Here is a 14113-nt window from a genome sequence, read left to right as displayed (position 1 = left end):
ATCGATCCGCAGAGGTCCTCCAGGGGTGCCGCGTTCCCCGTTTCGCAGCGCGTCTGCGAGTTCTTGGGGTGTCATGGCTCCAGGCTCTTCGCCGGGGGCCTGCTCGTGCTCGACGGGAGGGGCCGCCGGCGGAGGATCCTCCGCCCATGTCACAGCTCATCTCACGTGCCGCCGTCCGGTGAGTGCCACCAGCGCGCCCATTCACACAGGCTGAAGCGGGGAAGCCGCGACTACGTCCGCACCCGCGTGGCCAACGTGGAGGATCGCGGATCGCGCCATCGAACCACCGCGCGAAGCCGCACACATGAAGGAGACCGAGGAAGCCATCACGGGCAGGGCCGTGCGTTACGTCCTCGTCCAGGCCTCCGAAAGTTCGCTACGTATGCTGGATCCGTACCCGAAGACTTCGAGCTCGTGTTTCGAGCTCCTGTGAGGAGACGCGCCTTGGTTTCGTTCATCCCCCGTCACCCCTCCCCCACAGAGAACGTGGAAGCAGCACTCACCGTGCTCACGGAGAGTGCGCAGGGGTGGATCGGTGGTCTGGAGGCGGACTCGACTGGCCTGGGCGAAGCCTTGGACACCACGCTCATGGTGGCCAAGGTGCGCTGCTTGACGGATCCGCGGGGGTCGACCTTTCCCACGTGGGATGCCTGGGCGACTGCCATGCAGGTCGGTTCGGCCGTGTTCGACACCGCGACCGCGGTCGAGGGCCAGGCGCGGTACCGGATCGCGCACGAGGACCGTACGCTCCGGGCCACCGGCCCCCGGCAGTACGTGACGCCGGGTACCTGGTTGACCGCCTTCTACCTGGCAGTGGTGTGCCGGGAGCGGGACCGGATCACGGCCCTGTGCCGGGTGCCGCTGTCACTGCTCCGGGAGAACAACGCGCGATTCGACGCGTTCGAGTATGCCTGGATCGACGCGCTGCAGACCTACTGGCTGGGTGGTGACGGCCTCAGCGCGAAGCTGGTGGCCGCGATCGACGGCACGGACCCGGCAGTCGCCAGTCATCCGGAAGCCGCGGGCAAGTTGATGTATCCGGCGATGGAGATGTTCCACCGCGTCGTGCGTGGGGACCACGCCGGCTTCAACCGCGCCCTGGCCGCAGCCCTGGAGTGGCACAAGGAGTACTGGACCGGCGAGGGCCGGGCGGCCCGGGTCTCGGGTCTCGTCGCCCTGGCCCCGCTCGCCATGGCCTGCTTCGCGCAGAACGAGGGCATTCCGATCGAGGTCGAGTCCGAGTACCTGCCCGCCACCCTCCTCGCCGGGAACTGGTGCGGCGAATTCCCCACGTAAGGCGGACCGCGTGACGACGGACCGCGTGACGAGCTCGATACGTCGCGTCGACGTGCGGGGAGGCCGGTCGGTCTCCACGACCTCCCACTCGCCCAGGAGTCGCGTGTACTCCTTCTCGTACCAGCGCACATTCGCCATCAGCCCGCCCGCGAGAGAGCGCGACCGACCCGAGCAAGCGATCACGACGTCCTGACCGCGATCTGCCGACGGGCGGATTCCCAGACCTCCTCGAACTCGTCGAGGGTCAGCTCCTCCGGATCGTGGCCTTCCCACTCGGAGACGGGCGATTCCGCAGTGATCCCGAACCTGCTGTCGTACTCGTCGATACGGCCCGTGTCGCAAGCCTGCTGCCATTCGGCGAGGGAGGCGGCTGCGATCGGGATCCGCTCAGGCCCTTCGAGCTCGATCTGCCGGGTCACCCAGCCTTCGGCATCGACCTCGAAGTAGAACCAGACGTCTTCCTCGTCCCAGTGGCAGCGCATCCAAGTTGTCACCAGCCCATGGTGCGGCATCATCTGTCTGCTCGCCGGGGCAAGGTCAGAGACGTGTTGGGGAAGCACGCCATGCTGATTGCGACTGATGGGACGGGCCGGGTGGTGAGGCGGACTGGAAGGGCGGCGTCATGTGGAACAACATCGGTGCGCGGTTCGGGGCGACTGACGTTCAACATCGGTAGTAACACGACCTGGTGCTGACGACTGCCACGACCTTCTTGCCGAAGCGGGTCAGTCTTATGGACCAGCCACCAACCACCAGCCACGTCAAGACGTTCAAACGTCCACTGAACGTGACCGCGTGATGTCGGTCGGATCGGGTGTCGTGCAGATCGGAAACCGCTGGAGCCGGCCGTTCGGGATCAAGAGCGTGGCTGTATCCAGTGACGCGCGGCGGCCAGTGTCACCTCGATGTCGTCGCTCCATGAACAGACTTCCAGCCACGACAGGTAACCGCCCTCCATGAAGGCCAAAACCTTGCCGGGGCACTCACCGGCCTCGGTGACGAGCTGCGCCTCGGCCGCCACGACGGTGCCGGGGTCGGCGGGCGCGGGCGCGACCTCGGCGGTGTCGAGTTCGAAGTAGGCGGTACCGCACCCGCAGGTGCAGCGAGCGCGGACGCTGAGGTGCGGAACCTGCCTTCGGAGCGCGGCATGGACCGGACTGTCCGTGTTCAGGACTGCCGCCAGCACGTCAGCTACGTCGGCCGGCAGGCTCTCGGTCATCCCGTCACCATATCTGAACAGCTGGAAGGCGCTTGAGTACCCCTCCCGCCGGAACCCGAGACGATTGATGAGGTTCAGGGAGGGAGTGTTGTCGGGTTGGATGTGCGCCTCCAGCCGGTGCAGCTCCAGCGTGTCGAAGGCATGCCGGAGAACGAGCCTGAGCCCCTCTGTCCCGACGATCCGGCCTGTGCTGCGAAGGCAGATCACGAACCCCTCGTGAGTGGGCTGCTCAAGCTGTTCAAGGTGGCTCTCGAACGCTTCCACCGTCTGATCGCGGGCTCCGAGCCAGAGTTGCCGCATCTCGACGCCGGCTCGGTAGCCGCGTCCCTCCTTGTGGCAGTCCAAGAGCAGCGCTCCGTCCCCGTACACGCCGCCGTACGCGCCACCGTCGGTACGGTGACTGTTCCGAGGGAGGCGCGCCGGTTGCTGCCTTGCTGCCGAGGACGCAGGTCGGGATCCGGAGGCGGCCGGGTTCACCGAGCTCTGGCCCGGGGGCCCCAGGGGGCGGTTGCGACGGTCGCCGGGGAGGTGAGACCCAAGGCCTTGTTGTCCTTGCCGTCCCGCACGTGGTCCAGCCAGCGTTCGTAGCCCCACGTCCCACGGGTCCCGGCGGCCCGGCGGCCCGGCGGCCCGGCGGCCCGGCTGAGTGTCGACCAGGAGTCTTCGGCGAGGTTGAGGTCGGGTGCGTGGTGCACTGTGCCCCTCTACCCCACCGAGGTCGTGGTCGCCGGCGGCGCCGCCGTCACCCCACGGCCCTGACCGGCGACCGTCTCAGCGGCGCGCCCCCGTCGAGTCGCTCCAGGGGTAGACGACCCTGGCGCGCCGGCGGCGCAGGACGACCCGTACGGTGATCAACCCGAGGGCACCGGCCGGGAGCAGGTACGGGCCCGGGCCCGTCAACGCGCCGTCCACCACGGCCATGCGCGGTGTCGGGTCGGAGGTGTGGCCGACGACCCGACCACGGATCAGTGAAAGCGGCAGCGCCAGGGTGCCGCCCTCGGTGAGGTCGCGGGTGAACGCGATCCGGCTGTCCCCGTCGTCGAGCGCGGCGAAGCGGCCGGCCGGGACGGTCACCTGGTACGCGCCGCCCGCGTCCTGTGGCGTCAGCCCGTCGGGCAGGTGCGGCTCTTCGAGGGGCTTGCCGTTGAGCGTCAGGTGCGCTTCGCCGGGCCGATGGGCGAGGACGTCCCCGCCCAGGGCCACCACCCGGGACACGGACGCCGCGTAGTCGCGCTGCACGGTCTCGGAGAAGAGGACCACGTCGCCCCGGCGGATGTCCGCCGTGCCCACGGGTTCACCGGCGATCAAGTCGCCCTTGGGGTAGAGCTGGGCCATGGAACGGCCGTCCGCCTCGTACAGGAGCGGATAGCCGTAGTCGTACTGCTTGGCCACCGAGCCCGCGACGAACCCGGCCACCGCCAGGGCGATCATGACCTTCGAGGCGGTGTTCACCCAGAGCCACGGTCTCGGCAGTTCGTCCTTCATGCGGTCCCCCTCGTGTCCCCGTGCGTGGTGGACGCACTGTACGAGGACACGAGGGCGGCGAAGCCGGCGGGTGTCGGCCCGCTCGCGGCGGCGGCCGGAGGAGGGGAAAACGGAGGCCGGGAAAGCGGAGGCCGGTTCCGGCGGGAAGGCTCTGACCGCCGGCCCGGCCGTCCCTGAGCCCTGAGCCCTGAGCCCTGAGCCCATCCTGAGCCACTCCTGCGCCACTCCTGCGCCCATCCTGAGCCGGCGGTCCCGCCGGCTACCGGGTGATGCTCCAGAGCTGTACCGCCTTGCCGCTGGCGCCGGCGACGTATTTGCCATCGGGGCTGAAGGCGATGTCCCTGGGACTGTCGGCGCCTGGGATCGCCTTGAGGAGTGTGGCCTTCTGCGCGTCCCACAGCCGGATGGCATCCAGGCCGGCGCTCGCGAGGATCTCCCCGTCGGGGCTGAAGGCCAACGCGGTGATCGATTCGGTGTGTCCCTTGAACGCCTTCGTGCCGGATTCGGGGCCGGTCCAGGTTCGGACGACCTTGTCGTACCCTCCGGCAGCCCTGACGAAGCCCTTGGGACCGTACGCCACCGCGGTGATGGCGTCGGACGACAGCTTGTCGTCGCGCCAGGCCCATCTGCCGCCCACGTCGTACTCCGCGGCCGATCTGTCGTAGCTGCCGCTGAGGACGGTCGTCCCGTCGGGGCTGAAGGCCACGGCGAGCACGTCCTCCTTCTGGTCAGCGAATGTCTCGCGCGCTCTGCCGTCACTGACGCTCCACAGATGAACGGCGTTGCCCTGGCCGCCGCTGACGAGCGTTCCCCCGTCCGGGCTGAATGCCACGGAGTAGACCTCTCCGGAGTGGCTCAGGGTGTGGCGCGACTCGCCACTGGACAGGTCCCACAAGCGAACGGTCTTGTCACCGCTGGCACTGGCCAGAGTGGAACTGCCCGGACCGAAGGCCAGGCTCGTGATCCTGTCGCTGTGTCCGGAGAGGATCCGCACCCTCTCCGCGGTGTCGGCGTTCCACAGGTAGATGCTCCCGTCCTCGCTTCCGCCGGCGATGAGACGGCCGTCGGGTGCGTAGGCGACAGCCGAGAGGAATCCGGTCTGCCCGACGTACGAGCGCGCAAGTGAGACTTGAACGCCCTTCTCCTCCGTGTTCGTCCGAGGTGTCGGGTCCGGGTCGCGCTGCTTGGGGGTCGTACCGCTGGACGGCGCGAGGGACGCGCTCGGTGTGGGGGACGCGCTCGGCGCAACCGTCGATGGAGGCCGCACCCGAGGCGCCGCCGAGCGGCCCTCGGACGCCCTGTCGTCCGTCCCCTGAACCGGCGGGTTCCTCGGGAGGATCGGAGTGGCGAGTGCCAGCGTCACGAGGGGCATGCCGAGCACCCTCAGTGCTCGTACGGCTTTTCGCCGGCGCGCGGCCGCCGGCTTCGGGCGAGCCTGGGATTCGCCTCCGGCCGGCGCGCCGTACGCCCGGTTTCGCACCCAGGGGAGCTGGCCCGCGGCGTTCTGGCCGAACTGTTGGGGCTCCGGAGCTCCGCGCCGCAGGAGAGTGGCACGGGCGGCTCGCCATGTCTGGTCCAGGGTGAGCTCGGGACCCGCCGTGCGTACGCCGTGTTCCAGCACCCCGATCAGCGCGCCGGTGAACTCCGGATAGGGGCGGCCGTCGTGGGCGAAGGCGCGCTGGGTGCTGGAGGCGGACGTGAGGAGATAGCTCCCCTCGATCGCCGCTTGCTGCAACTCCTCACGGGGGGCTGCTTGCTGCCCCATGCCGCCCGCCAGTCCGCTGTAGCAGCAGTCGAGCAGAACGATCTTGCGTCGCGCCTGGTGTCCAGCGGTGAGGATGTCCCGGATGTCGGGGTACGCGATGCTGCCGATCTGCGGGTGCTCGTCGTCGGCGCCGGTCAGCGCCAGGTGCAGCTGCTGGGCACTCCCGCCCCTGCTGCGCAGACCATGGCCCGCGAAGTAGAGCAGGAACGTGTCCGTCGTCTCCCGTGCCGCACTCTTGATGGCCGTGAGGATGTCATCGCGAGAAGCCTGCGGTCCCAGTACCGTGACGTGGCGCCGCTCCAGCCCCCACACGGTCGGGTCCCTCAGTAGTTCGGCCATCCTGTCCCGGCCCTGGCCCACGGGGCGCAGCGAGGGCAGGTACCGGTACTTGTCGATGCCGACGAGAACCGCTCGGCTGGCACCGGGATCAGGAAGGGCCACCGGACGCTTCCTCGTCGTCGCCGGAGCCGCTCAAGATCTCGGCGATACGCGCGGCGGATTCGGGCGAGGCGTCCTCCAGGACGATCCGTGTGCCGTTGTGCTCGATGACCACGGAGACGGACTGCTGACGACGAGGCAGGGCCGCGCGGAAGGCTTTGTGTGCGTAGACCAGGCCGGCGGTGGAGAAACCCGAACCCGCGACGAGCTGTACCCAACCGAACCAGTCCGCGCTCATCGCACCGCTCGGGGCCCCGCCCGAGTCGGTCAGACGGCCGATGCGGGCGTGCCGGCCCACATCGCGATCCTCCCTCAGCCAGTCGTGAAGGGCCAACGTCAGCTCTTCCGCCTCGTCGCGCACAGGCGACTCCACGCGCAGCCGAATCTCCATGGAGCACTCCCCCGCAGTGGTGATGTACGGGGGTGATGATGAACGGCCATGTGCTCACACGCCCCCGTTCACATCATTCGCCACGGCACCTGGCCGTCAACGGGGTTTCCGGACAAGATCCGACGCCGGCGTCATTAGGCGAGAATGCCATCGGAGCCGACACGTCGATGATCGCCGATCGGCCTTCGGGATTGCGGCAGGAAGTGCGCGCGCCTTCGAGGGCCTTCATCCGATGCCGCACTCCCAACTGACCTCCCAGTAGCGGAACATCGTGGTATCGGCGGGCCAGTACGGCCGGCGTTGCCAGGTCCCCCGCGGTGGTGGGCGCGGATCCGTGCACGCCCACGGGCGGCTCCCTGGTCAGCCGCCCCTTGTCAGCCGCCGCTGGTCAGCCGCCCCCGGTCAGCCGCCGCCCGGAGGGCCGGTTCGATCAGCCCTGCCGCTCCAGGCGGCGGCGCAGGAGCCGATCCCTGAACGGCGGCCGACGTGAAGTGGCCTTTGGCTCCGGCCCGTTGTTCCATCGCCCAACCGGCGGGCAACCTATCGTGTCAGCGGTTCGAAGGGTGACCGGACTCGACCCCGCAACATGGCCGCCTGCCCCGATCAGGACCGAACGGCTCGTGCTGCGGGAGTCCGAGGCCCGGGACCGTGCGGCGTTCGTCGAGCTGTTCGCCTCGTCAGAGGTACGTACCTTCCTTGGTGGCCCCCGTCCGCGTGATGAGCTCGAGCGGACGGTGCCCGCGGTGCCCGGACGGCGTCCTGGCCTTTTCGTGATCGATCTTGAGGGAGCGATGATCGGCACGGTCACGCTCGATCGGCGCAACGCGGATCGCCCGGGGCGCATCCGTCCGGACGCCGAGGAGGCCGAGCTCAGCTACACGTTCCTGCCGGAAGGTTGGGGACGTGGGTACGCCGCAGAGGCGTGCGCGGCGGCACTCGACTGGTTTGCCGGCGCGTTCCCCGGCGAGCCGGTGGTGCTCTGCACCCAGACGGCCAACAGCCGTTCGATGCGCCTCGCTGCGAAGCTCGGGTTCACCGAGGTGGAGCGGTTCGAGGAGTTCGACGCCGAGCAGTGGTTCGGCGTGTGGTCGGTCACGCCGTCCGGTTGCGCCAGGGACTGTTCTGGATCCTGATCCCATGGGTCCCGTCGCGCCGTGACTGCGCGTACCCCATCGGACCGGGACCGGCATCAGAGTCGGTGCGGCGCTGAGGTGGAGAAGGCTGAGGTGGAGAAGGCTGAGGCTGAGAAGCTAGGTCGCCCGGGACGGGAGGCTCCCTCTCTTGGGGGAGACGCACCGCTCTCCGGAGTGACGCCAAGCCTACGCGGCTCAATCAAGCTGGGGTTCGTGACTTCAATCAACACACCTGGCCGGAGCGTGACTTCGCATGACACCGAACGACCTGCCGCGAGATGGGCGGTCATCACCGCCCACGCGATCCCATGGGTTCTGCTGCCCCAGTGTCTGTGGCGGCTGCCGTTCGCCTTCGACTTCACCATGGGGATGATCGACCCGAACGCTCCGGCAATGCCGCCGTGGTATTGGGCCGTCCCCTACGTCTTCGGCATCAGCGTGCTGTCAGAGGCGTTGGCCCTCCTCTCCCTCGGTCTCGTCCGGCGATGGGGCGAGGTGGCACCCGCATGGCTCCCGATCATCGGCGGGAAACACATCCCACCCCTCGCGGCAATCATCCCTGCCACCATCGGCGGCCTGACCCTGACGGCAGTGTCGGGAACCTTCCTGCTCGCCTGGCTTCACGTCCCGGGGTTCCATGCTCTCGGGTACACCAACGGCTGGTGGGAGTGGCTGGCGAAGGCTTGCATCGGCTTCGGGGCTCTTTGGGGACCCATGGTGCTGGCACTGACCTATGCCTACTACGTGCGTCGGTGCCGACCTGCCTGACATCCGCTGACGCCATCTCGGGCCCGTGGCTGCCTTACCTGAATCGTCCGTACCTGTCTCGCCTCGGCCAGTGGCGGGCTGTTCTCAGAAGCCATTGCCATACCAATCATGGAGTCTGTCGATCGACCGGAAGTCTCGATCGGGTGATCGCGGGCACTGCCCGGCATGAGAGCAGGGCCTGGCGGTATACGGGGAAAATCCAGAGGAGCGGGCGGCCGCGCGCTGCTACGGTCGGGCGCTATGAGCTGGCTCCCCGACAACTTCGTCCATCCCGTCCTGGTACCGCTGCCGGGCAGTGGTCATCACCTGCGGCCGATACGGGAGGCGGACACCCCGCTCGACTATCCGGCTGTGATGGGTTCGCGCGAGCGGCTGTGGACCATCTACGGCCCGGCCTGGGGCTGGCCCGCGGCCACCATGACCTACGAGGCCGACCAGGCCGACCTGTTGCGGCACGAGAAGGAGATCGCCGCACACCAGTCCTTCAACTACGCGCTGTTCGACGCGGCGGAGACAGCTCTGCTCGGCTGCGTCTACATCGACCCACCGGAGAGGGCCGGCGCGGACGGCGAGATCTCCTGGTGGGTGGTGGACGAGCTGGTGGGCAGCAAGGTCGAACAGGCCCTCGACGCGCTGGTGCCGCAGTGGATCGCCGCCGACTGGCCGTTCGAGCAGCCGCGCTTCCTCGGCCGGGAGGTCTCCTGGTCGGACTGGCTCGCCCTGCCGGAGCACCCCGACGCGTAAGTGGCTTCTATCGCAATGCTCTGGGGACTGGTGCTCGAACGGCGTCTCGATCGGGTGGTCGTCGGGTGCTCGGCGCATGCGAAGACGGCGGGTGGTGGTGCGGCCGTTGCTGCCGGTGCCGGGTTGGACGCAAGACCAGGGCGGGCAGCCGGAAGCGTACTGCCACCGGGCGATGCCGGACGCGATCGGCTATCCCGCGTAGCCGGTCGTGGAACTCGACGATCAGACCATGGTCGCGCCAGCGGCGGAGGAAGGCATGGCCCCGGTCCCACGGCGGGAAGTCGGCCGGCATCTCCCGCCACTTGATGCCGTTGTACGACGCCGAAGGGGCTCGCGCCGAGGCGGACCGCTGGTGGCAGGCGTACTCGTAGCCCAGCACGGCGCGACCTGGAGGGCTTCCTCGTCCGGCCGGCGATCGGCAGTCCGGACTCCCCATGCTGTGGAGGTACGCGCGGGCCTGCCGCGCGATGGGCAAGCGGAGGGGGCCGGCGGCGCACGGTCTCCGCGTCGTCTCCGGCCACGGTCGGGCACCCTCCTCTCCGCGTCGCGCACGCCCTCCGCTCACCGCGTGCGGTGCCATCCTTCGACGCTCTGGAGGAGCATGACGTCGGCGTGGTGGCGGGCGATCAGCTGGAGGCCCACGGGCTCGCCGTTCGGTGTCCTGCCGGCGGGCAGAGTGATCGCGGGGTGCCCGGAGAGGTTGAAGGCCCAGGTCAGTGCCACGCTCATACGCGGCCCGGGGCCGTCGTGGCCGTGCGGCGGGTGCGGGGTCGTGGGGGTGGCGAGGAGATCGGCCTCCTCGAAGGCATCGCGCAGGACTCGCGCGTTGTGCCGGACCAGGGCCTCGGTGTCCTCGTCGGGGGCGCCGGCGCGCACAGCGGTCCAGGCGGGCCCCGGATCGCGCAGCGCCACCGGACGGTCGACGAGGTCGCACAGTCCGGCGCGGGCGATCCGGTGCAGGGCGCGGCGGGCGGTCACTGCGATCTCCGGGTCGGTCTCGGCGTAGCCCAGGGTGGACGTCCAGGCCACCCTGGGCGTCCCGGCCGCCGAGGCCGGGTGGTGGGTGGGGGCGACGGCGCGGAAGTAGGCAATGGCGTCGGCCGGGGTGCGGGTGAGTACGCCGGGGCTGTTGAGTCCGGCTCGGTCGCGGGCGGGCAGCAGGCCGTTGGTGGGCTTGAAGCCGATGATGCCGCACCATGCGGCAGGGATGCGCACGGATCCTGCTCCGTCGGATCCGGTGGCGAGCGGCACCAGGCCGGCCGCGACCGCGGCCGCGGAACCGGCCGATGAGCCGCCCGGGGACCAGGCGGGGTTCAGCGGGTTGAGGGTGGGGCCTCGGTCGGTGGCGCCGTAGGTCTGCCAGCCGGTGCCGGCCCGCGGCACGGATGTCGCTCCGATCGGCACACATCCCGCGGCGATCAGGCGCTTGTTCTGCACGGAGCGGGCACCCTCGCTCGCCTTGACCGCGATCGGCACCCCGGCCAGGGGCATGGGCAGTCCACGGGCCACCGCCGCGTCGATCTCAGTGGCGGCGGCGCGTGCCGTGTCCGCCCACAGGTCGGTGAAGGCGCGCAGCGCACCGTCGCGTTCGGCGCTGACGGCCAGCGCGGTGTCGACGACCTCGCCTGCCGTGATCTTCCCGGAGTTGACGAGATCGGCGATCTCGACGGCGGAGAGCGAGGTGTACAGGTGATCGTCGAGCATGCGGACCTCCTGGTCTGGATCAGCGCACGGGGCCGCCGCACTCCTTGGCCCGGGGATGGACACCGGTCGTGGCCGACCCCGACCCAGGCCCCGGCCCCGTCCGTGCACGGGCGGGGCCGGGGCCGGGGCCTGGTGTCAGGGTGTGCCGGGCGCCGCGTACGGCAGTGGCTGGGTGCTCACCCGGTCCAGCAGGACGATGTTCGGGTTGCAGTCCGCCGCCTGGACGGTCACGGAGCCGTCCGGCCTCCGCTCCACCACCAACAGGCTGAAGTCGGCCAGCGCCTGGAGCTGCGTCGGCTCGACCGCGTACTCGTACACACGCTGCTCACCTCGCGCGAGGCTCGTGCTCTGGCCGTCACTGGTCGCGTACGAGGTGGACTCGTTCGTCGAGTGGGTCGTGCTGGTCGACGTACCGGTCGTCTTGTTGTAACTGCCGCCGGAGCTGCTGCTCGTCGAGAACGAGCTGGGTCCGCTCTGGTAGCTGCTGGAGCTGCTGTTTCCCCAGTTCGACCCCCGGCTCACCGACTCGCTGTACGTCGTGCCCTTGCTCACCGACGACCCGAAGGTCTTGGCCACGGAGGTGCTGACCGTCGTGCCGTCGGTGTTCGTCAGCGAGTGCAGGACGAAGGAGTGGTGGCGGCCCATGAAGTCCGCAGCGACACCGGCCTCCTGGTGGTTCCCCAGCTTCATGAAGCCGACCGTGCCACTGCCGATCACCTCCTGGGACCCCTCGCGCAGGTGCGGGTGCAGCACGGTGAGCTGCGCGCCGCGCCGCTCGCAGACACTGGCCAGCTGTTCCAGGTACTGCCGGTGGAGGCCCTTCTCGCCGAGCGCGACGACCACCGACGGCGCCGCCTCCGGGAAGGAGGCCAGGCGCCGGGTCACGCTCTGCACCGCCAGGTCCGCCAGCAGTTCGGTTCCGGCCGATCCCATGGTGAAGTCCATGGCGATGCACGTGAGGTAGCCGGGACCGCGCCCGTTGCGCTCGGCGCCCAGACGCTCCAGCGGATGGACGAACGAGGCGAGCCGCAGCAGGCTGTCCCGTATCTGGTCCTTGTTCTTGTCGCCCACCAGGTCGTCCGCGATGCGGTTGCGTTCGGCCCGGCTGAGGGCCTCGGTGTCGTCGGTCTCGCCCATCAGCGCCCGCAGACCCGCACCCAGGCGGGCCGGGGTGACGTCGCCGCCGAGGGCCCCGCACAACTGGTGGAGGATCCTGGTGTCCATGGCCCGCGCGGCCCTGTTGGCCTCCGAGCCGTCGGCGTACACGGCCTCCACGAGGGTGTCGACCAGCTCCTGCGGCGTCAGACCACTCACGATCCCGCTCTCGGCCATGCGGCTCGGCAGCAGTTGTACGTCGACGGGGACGTCGGCGAGTTCGGCGAGCGTCGCCAGCTCCTGGCACACGAGGGCCTGCGTCAGGTCGAGGACGATCAGCGGCCGCTGCTGGAGCGTCGACGTGCCGAAGACGGTGAGGAAGCCCTCCCGGCTGCGCTGGCTGCCGCCGAAGATGTCCAGGCGCCGCGTACCCGGTCCCGCCGGGAGCGCGCCCCACGCGTCCAGGCTCCGCACCCACTGGTCCTGCGCCGCGTCATGCTGGTGGCGGCGCTGGTTCCAGTCGTGCCAGGCGTACTGGAAGTGGTTCTCCAGTTCCGTGCGCTTGGCTTCCAGTTGTGCGCCGGCCGTCGTCGCCGACCGTCCGGCGTGGCCGACCAGGACCAGGCACACGATCGCGGCCGCCACGGCGAGCACGGCCATGAAGCTGCCGGCCACCGCGGCCAGCAGCAACAACACCAGCACGATCGCGCCGCCGGTCTTGATGGTGGAGTCCTTGCGCTCCTGGTGGGTCAGTCGGGCGGCGTGCGCCCGGTTCTCGTACGCGATGGGTACGGGATGCCGCTGCGGCTCGGGCTCGGGGAAGGGCCGGCGCAGCGACTCGGGGTCGCGGTAGGTCCATCCCAGCCGCTGCCCGGGGGCGAACAGGCGCAGGTGGTGGTCGGGCGGTGGCGTTCCGGCTCCGGCTGCGGTTGCGGCTCCGGTTGCGGTTGCGGTGGTTTGGTGGGTCATGAGGCCGGGCCTCCGTGGGGTGCAGGGGGTCCGGTGGGTCCGGCGGGTCCAGCCGTGAAGGGTTCCAGCGCGCGGATGCGCTGGTGGAGCGGGGGATGCGTGGCCATCAGCCGGTCCATCAGGCGCTGCTTGCCTCTGTCGTCGTCGGCGTCCTGGGTGTGCCAATCCGTGAACGTGGCGAGCAACAGGGGCCCGTAGCCGATCTCCGCGGCGAACCGGTCGGCCCGCAGCTCACCGAGCCGCCCCGCCCAGGCGAGGAGGACGGGGACCGCGAACAGGGCGAGGGCGGGCGGGAAGGCCAGGGCCAGGGAGATCGCGATGGCACCGATGATCAGGGCGAACAGGAGCGCGCCGAGGCAGGCGATCTGCGCGGCCACCAGGAAGACGAAGGTCACGACGAACTTCACGACGGCCATGACGACCCGGGCCGGGAGCGCGTACCAGACGCCGAGCAGCCCGGACCATGCGTGGCCGCCGACGTGGTGTCCCAGCTCGTGGGCGAGGACGGCGCTCAGCTGCTCCGGAGGAAGGGTGTTGAGCGACTTCTGCGTCACACTGACGATGTGGCCGGCGGCGGCGAAGGCGTTGATCTGGCTGCTGTCCTCGACCCACAGGTCGTAGCGCGAGCCGTCGATGCCGGCCCGCCGCGTGACGTCGTCCCAGAGGGGCCGAAGCCGGGCCAGTTCGGCGGCCGTGGGTTCGCGGACCTTGAACAGCATCCGGGCCAGGGCGCGCTCGGTCGGACGGTGGAACATCAAAGCACCGGACGCGAGCCAGGCGATGACGAAGACGATGTCCAGCCCCGTCGGCAGCAGTTGGGAGACCAGCCAGATGACGAGCAGACTGCCGAAGAACAGGGGCAGGTTGAGGAGGATCGTGGTGATGGACGACGAGTCCGCGCCGCGACGGACCGCCGGCGGCGCGCCCGGGTCGTACGCGGCCGGGTCGTACGCGGCCGGGTCGTACGAGGCGGGCGGGTAGGCGGGTCCCTTGTACGCGGGCGGCGGGTACGCGGGCGCGGGAGCTCCGCCCGGCACCGGCGGGTATCCGGGCTGCGGCATCCCGAGCGTGGGAGGCGTGCCCGGGGCGGGGTGGTACCCCTGCCC

13 protein-coding genes are annotated in these 14113 nt (G+C 70.0%); 4 read left to right on the top strand and 9 right to left on the bottom strand.

The genetic code is table 11. From position 1 onward, the window contains the following. Positions 1-444 precede the first annotated feature (444 nt). Entirely contained in the window at positions 445-1296 is an 852-nt protein-coding gene (locus ADK55_RS30100; RefSeq protein ID WP_063839658.1) for an immunity 49 family protein, read from the top strand. Positions 1297-1475: 179 nt separating this feature from the next. Here ADK55_RS30100 and ADK55_RS30095 read toward each other — a convergent pair whose 3' ends face one another. From ADK55_RS30095 to ADK55_RS30070, 6 genes are all read right to left on the bottom strand, one after another. Beyond that, complete coding sequence (locus ADK55_RS30095; RefSeq protein ID WP_234350316.1) at positions 1476-1790, bottom strand: hypothetical protein; 315 nt, start codon at positions 1788-1790, stop codon at positions 1476-1478. A 362-nt stretch (positions 1791-2152) separates the two neighbouring features. After that, positions 2153-2860 carry a GNAT family N-acetyltransferase gene (locus tag ADK55_RS40805; protein ID WP_324611210.1) on the bottom strand — a complete coding sequence of 236 codons (708 nt, stop codon included), beginning with the start codon at positions 2858-2860 and terminating at the stop codon, positions 2153-2155. 128 nt (positions 2861-2988) lie between these two features. Continuing rightward, positions 2989-3210 (bottom strand): hypothetical protein, encoded by a 222-nt coding sequence (locus ADK55_RS39335; RefSeq protein WP_053683141.1) that lies wholly within the window; start codon positions 3208-3210, stop codon positions 2989-2991. Positions 3211-3286: 76 nt separating this feature from the next. Further along, positions 3287-4000, bottom strand: a complete 714-nt coding sequence (lepB, locus tag ADK55_RS38880; protein ID WP_053683139.1) for a signal peptidase I — start codon at positions 3998-4000, stop codon at positions 3287-3289. A 259-nt stretch (positions 4001-4259) separates the two neighbouring features. After that, on the bottom strand, positions 4260-6206 hold the full coding sequence (locus ADK55_RS30075) for a caspase, EACC1-associated type (RefSeq protein ID WP_053683137.1): 1947 nt from the start codon (positions 6204-6206) through the stop codon (positions 4260-4262). Continuing rightward, a complete protein-coding gene (locus ADK55_RS30070) occupies positions 6193-6594 on the bottom strand; it encodes an effector-associated constant component EACC1 (RefSeq protein WP_159041602.1) in 402 nt (133 codons plus the stop codon). The genes ADK55_RS30075 and ADK55_RS30070 overlap by 14 nt, the downstream gene beginning before the upstream one ends. A 563-nt stretch (positions 6595-7157) precedes the next feature. Here ADK55_RS30070 and ADK55_RS30065 point away from each other — a divergent pair. From ADK55_RS30065 to ADK55_RS30055, 3 genes are all read left to right on the top strand, one after another. Beyond that, positions 7158-7727 (top strand): GNAT family N-acetyltransferase, encoded by a 570-nt coding sequence (locus ADK55_RS30065; RefSeq protein WP_053683132.1) that lies wholly within the window; start codon positions 7158-7160, stop codon positions 7725-7727. 78 nt (positions 7728-7805) lie between these two features. After that, the gene (locus tag ADK55_RS30060; protein WP_234350315.1) at positions 7806-8495 is read left to right on the top strand and encodes a hypothetical protein; all 690 of its coding nucleotides are present in this window, start codon (positions 7806-7808) and stop codon (positions 8493-8495) included. 240 nt (positions 8496-8735) lie between these two features. Further along, positions 8736-9239 carry a hypothetical protein gene (locus tag ADK55_RS30055; protein WP_053683130.1) on the top strand — a complete coding sequence of 168 codons (504 nt, stop codon included), beginning with the start codon at positions 8736-8738 and terminating at the stop codon, positions 9237-9239. Positions 9240-9800: 561 nt separating this feature from the next. On the opposite strand, the gene ADK55_RS30050 is transcribed toward ADK55_RS30055, so the two are convergent. From ADK55_RS30050 to ADK55_RS30040, 3 genes are all read right to left on the bottom strand, one after another. Further along, positions 9801-10943, bottom strand: coding sequence for an amidase (locus ADK55_RS30050; RefSeq protein WP_053683128.1), 1143 nt, complete (start codon positions 10941-10943; stop codon positions 9801-9803). Positions 10944-11078: 135 nt separating this feature from the next. Beyond that, positions 11079-13007 carry a hypothetical protein gene (locus tag ADK55_RS30045; RefSeq protein WP_053683126.1) on the bottom strand — a complete coding sequence of 643 codons (1929 nt, stop codon included), beginning with the start codon at positions 13005-13007 and terminating at the stop codon, positions 11079-11081. Next, a partial coding sequence (locus ADK55_RS30040; protein ID WP_324611209.1) for a M48 family metalloprotease occupies positions 13004-14113 on the bottom strand: 1110 nt, incomplete at its 5' end. The genes ADK55_RS30045 and ADK55_RS30040, both read right to left, overlap by 4 nt.

This window comes from Streptomyces sp. WM4235 (assembly GCF_001279725.1).
Classification (GTDB): domain Bacteria; phylum Actinomycetota; class Actinomycetes; order Streptomycetales; family Streptomycetaceae; genus Streptomyces.
This window is presented reverse-complemented; position numbering and strand designations above follow the sequence as displayed.